The 3,861-nt window shown below is 54.8% G+C and carries 5 protein-coding genes; 2 read left to right on the forward strand and 3 right to left on the reverse strand.

The genetic code is table 11. The annotated features are described in order from the left end of the window. On the reverse strand, window positions 1-273 hold a 273-nt coding region (locus tag RMSM_RS34175; protein WP_008708505.1), incomplete at its 3' end, for an AAA family ATPase. A 30-nt stretch (window positions 274-303) separates the two neighbouring features. Between RMSM_RS34175 and RMSM_RS43245 the strand changes: the two genes are divergently transcribed. Together RMSM_RS43245 and RMSM_RS34185 are read left to right on the forward strand one after the other, a co-directional pair. After that, window positions 304-735: a DUF1499 domain-containing protein gene (locus tag RMSM_RS43245; RefSeq protein WP_008708507.1), complete on the forward strand. Its 432-nt coding sequence runs from the start codon at window positions 304-306 to the stop codon at window positions 733-735. 178 nt (window positions 736-913) lie between these two features. Then, entirely contained in the window at window positions 914-1,633 is a 720-nt protein-coding gene (locus tag RMSM_RS34185) for an SDR family NAD(P)-dependent oxidoreductase (protein ID WP_008708509.1), read from the forward strand. A gap of 50 nt (window positions 1,634-1,683) precedes the next feature. Here the strand turns inward: RMSM_RS34185 and RMSM_RS34190 are convergent, their stop codons facing one another. Next, on the reverse strand, window positions 1,684-3,021 hold the full coding sequence (locus RMSM_RS34190) for an ATPase, T2SS/T4P/T4SS family (protein ID WP_008708511.1): 1,338 nt from the start codon (window positions 3,019-3,021) through the stop codon (window positions 1,684-1,686). Between the two features lie 150 nt (window positions 3,022-3,171). Beyond that, window positions 3,172-3,861: type IV pilus twitching motility protein PilT (locus tag RMSM_RS34195; RefSeq protein WP_040771044.1), on the reverse strand; the 690-nt coding region annotated here is incomplete at its 5' end.

Below are 3,861 nucleotides of genomic sequence, written 5' to 3' on the forward strand. Positions count from 1 at the left end.
GGTGACGGCGCTGACCATCCGCAATTTGCTGCCGGTCTCGTGGGCCAACAGATGGGCGAGCGTCGTCTTGCCGGTTCCGGGTGGCCCGTAAAGAATGATCGAGCCGAGTCGCCGCGCGTCGATCATTCGCCGCAATAATTTTCCATCGCCCAAGATTTGATGCTGTCCGATAAACTCGCTGAGCGTTTTGGGACGCATGCGAGCGGCGAGCGGTTGAGCCAATTTCAGGTTATCCTCTTCGGCATCAGCGAATAGGGAACGGCTTTCAGGCATGTCGAAGAGACTCGGTATTCAATTAAAAAAATGGGAAAACGAAAGATGCTCGGAACATTGGCAGTCGCGATCACCATCGTGGTACTCATTATCGTGGCGGCATTGTTGCGAATTGACAACTGGAGTCGCGATTTCGCCGAGAATTCCGCAGCCATCGAAGCCGATTATCCCGATCCGGTCGCGATGTTGGATTCCCGACTACAGCGGTGGGTCGCGGACAAATCACGCTGGGATATCCAATCCAAAACCGAGTCGGACGGGACCATTGAGTACAAAATCACCCGGACGACGGCCCTTTTCCGTTTTGTGGATGATATCGAAGTCAAATTAGTGCCGGACGATAGCGGTACGAATACTCGCATGCACGCCTCGAGCCAATCGCGTGTCGGTAAGGGAGACCTCGGGCAAAACCCACGAAACTTGGCCGAACTAGTCAACGGGCTCCGCGTGCCCCACGAGTGAGATAGAAGCCTCCGATTACACGATTAGGCCCGCAGTCCCCAGGACGCCCCGCGTGGTTTGAGGATCGCAACCGCAACCAGAACCCAAAACACATTTACCAACATTGTCAGCGGTCTACAGTAAAGCAGATTCGGACACACGTCCTTCTTTGTTGTTTGCTTTTTTTGTTGTTTGACAGATGAACGATAAAACGTTTTTGATCCTCGGCGGCAGCCACGGCATTGGCTTTGGCATCACCGAGCGGTTGCTTCGCCGTGGCGGGTCGGTTGTGGTCATCTCCCGCACCCGCGGACAACTGGACGATTTGGATCCGTCACTCGCGGCGAATTTGACGCATCATGCCGCCGATGTGACGACCGACGCGATCGACACCGTCGCATTGCCCGATCGAATCGACGCGATGGCGTATTGCGTCGGTTCGATCGGGTTATCGCCGCTGCGGATGACCAAGGCGGAATCGATGCGCCAGGATTTTGAACTGAACGTGATCGGGGCGATGCGGGTGATGCAGCGGGCGCTGCCGGCGATGAAAGCCGCCGAGTCCTCGAGCGTGGTTTTGTTCAGCACCGTGGCGGTGGGCCGTGGACTCGCCATGCACACATCTGTTTCCGCAGCCAAAGGGGCGGTCGAAGGGATCGCCCGCTGCTGGGCCGCCGAATTAGCGCCGCACGTTCGAGTCAATTGCATCGCACCGGCGCTGACCGACACTCCGCTGAGCGAACGATTGCTTTCTAGCGACGCCAAGCGAGATGCGATGGCGGCGGTTTATCCGCTCGGCCGGATTGGCCACGTGAACGATTGCGCATCGATGGCAACCTTCCTGCTCTCGGACGAAAGCAGTTGGATTACCGGCCAAGTGATCGGCGTCGATGGCGGATTGTCGCGAGTACAGAAATAGAGCCAAGCAATGGGTAGCGGGTTACTGGCCAAGCCGCCGCAGAAACTTGTTTATCGTTTAGCGAATACGCGTTTCAGTTCATCGAGGCTGGTCAACCCACGAGCAACGGTCAAAACCGCCTCGGCCTGCATGCCCCGATGCCCTTCGGATTTGGCAATCTTGTTCAATTGACCGATATCCCGCGTCTTCAGCACCGCGGATTTCAATTGTTCGCCGGGGACCAGCAGCTCGAAGATCGCAATTCGCCCGAGGTAGCCGCGTCCTTCGCAAACATGGCAAGGCGTGATCGGCGCAGGCCGTCCCTGCTCGTCCACCTGCTGTTCGATCGGAGGCGGAACGAAGGGCTGGTACAACAGCGCCACACGGCCTGGCGGGATCCCCAATTGAGCCAACAATTGCGGAGGCGGCTCGAAACCGACTTTGCAGTTGTCACACAATCGCCGCGCCAATCGTTGGCACAAAACCGCGTTGGTTAGCTTGGCCACCTCTTTGGATGAATCTTTGTGTTTCGAAACAAACTGAACATAGCCTTCCATCGCCGAAGACGCATTCATCCGCGTCATCAAACTTTTTTCGGTATTTTCGACATGATGGGCCGCGATCGCCAACGACTTTTCATCAGGCAGATCGGGAAACATCAGCACATCGGGTTCTCGCAAAATCAATTTGCTGACCAAATCGCTCATCGATAACCCTGTATCACCTCCGTAGAAGTTCGGGTTCACGTTGATGATGTCCGGTTCGGGACGCGATTGTTCTTCGAACGATTGGAAGTCTCGAATCAACCGATCCGCAGCGTTGACCGTGACCACCCAAGTTGTTGTCAGCCCCTCGCCTTTGGGCGCGGTGACCAACACCATGTTGCCACTCGAGTCGAGTTTTTCCTTAAGCGAGGCAAACATCTTGTCACGCATGCCGAGATCGGCGAGTTTTTCGAAGGGAATCTTTTCCGATTCGATCCGCGCCAACACTCGTTCGCCCGTCGGAACGCCTTGCGACTGTAGCGTCAGCATGAATTTTTCTTTGGCGACCTTCAGCCCTAATTTGCCAGATTGGGCACTCCGTCGATCCGCCGGATTCAACAAACACAATTGCTTCAGCGCGTACAGCATCGCGTCACCGGTCTCGCGATCCAGCGGCGGCAACTGCTCCCAATTTCCATCGATCTGATAACGGATCGCGCAAGCCGCCTGAGAGAAATCCATCAACAGATGCGTCGCTCGCGACCGAATCGCATGCGCCAATTGACCGCCCGCAATGTGATATCCCGATCCTTGCCGAGTTGAGATCAGAAGCGCCTGCGCCTCATTGCGATCGGCGACTTTGGGAACAAACTCAACAGGTGCAACTGTTTGCCAAAGTTGGATCGGAGCTTCTGGTTCAGCCATGAGAAACGTTTGAAGTCAAAAAGAGGTAGTGATTAATAGAGTCGAGTGCCGCGTAGGATTCGCGGAAAAAACGAAGGGACACTGCAAGCGGCGTCCCAATAAAGTGCAGCTGGTGGGAAATCACCGGCGGCCGCCAACCGTTCGCCAGTCTTACAAAATCCCCGGTGCCTTAACATCGATGCCCTTCAGAGCCATCTTCAAGGACTCTTTATTCGGCGCGACGGCAAACGCAGTGGGACGATCAATCAATTCGTCATCGATCAATTGCTTCAAACTCATGGTGAAGTCTTGCATGCCGTCTTCGGCACCAATGCGGATCGCATCAGGCAGTTTATTGTCGTGACCTTCGAGGACTAGTTTGCGAATCATCGGATTGAACGTCATGACTTCGACAGTGGGAACCCGAGGTACACCCGGACGAATACTTTTGAGCAGCTTTTGCGAAATGATCCCCTTCATGTTAAACGCGATCGCCGAACGAATGGCGTTATGCATCTCCTCGGGGAACAAGTCCAAAATACGACCGATCGTCGTCGATGCACTTGCAGCGTGAATCGTACCAAACACCAAGTGCCCGGTTTCGGCTGCGTGGATCGCCGTCATAAACGTCTCTTCGTCACGAAGCTCGCCCACCAGAATAATGTCGGGGTCTTCACGTACCGCGTGTTTCATCCCGATCGAAAAGTCCTTGACGTCTTGTCCGATTTCACGCTGGTTGATCAAACATTTGTCTTCGGTGAACATGAATTCGATCGGGTCTTCCAGCGTCAAAATATGCTTCCGATAGATGCTGTTGATGTAATTCAGCATCGAACCGATCGTCGTACTTTTTCCTGACCC

Source organism: Rhodopirellula maiorica SM1, assembly GCF_000346295.1.
Taxonomy (GTDB): domain Bacteria; phylum Planctomycetota; class Planctomycetia; order Pirellulales; family Pirellulaceae; genus Novipirellula; species Novipirellula maiorica.

What these genes read in the sequence shown, in the direction of transcription:
- RMSM_RS34190 (WP_008708511.1), bottom strand. Translation starts at nt 3,021, where the DNA reads ATGGCTGAACCAGAAGCTCCGATCCAACTTTGGCAAACAGTTGCACCT.
- RMSM_RS43245 (WP_008708507.1), top strand. Translation starts at nt 304, where the DNA reads ATGGGAAAACGAAAGATGCTCGGAACATTGGCAGTCGCGATCACCATC.
- RMSM_RS34185 (WP_008708509.1), top strand. Translation starts at nt 914, where the DNA reads ATGAACGATAAAACGTTTTTGATCCTCGGCGGCAGCCACGGCATTGGC.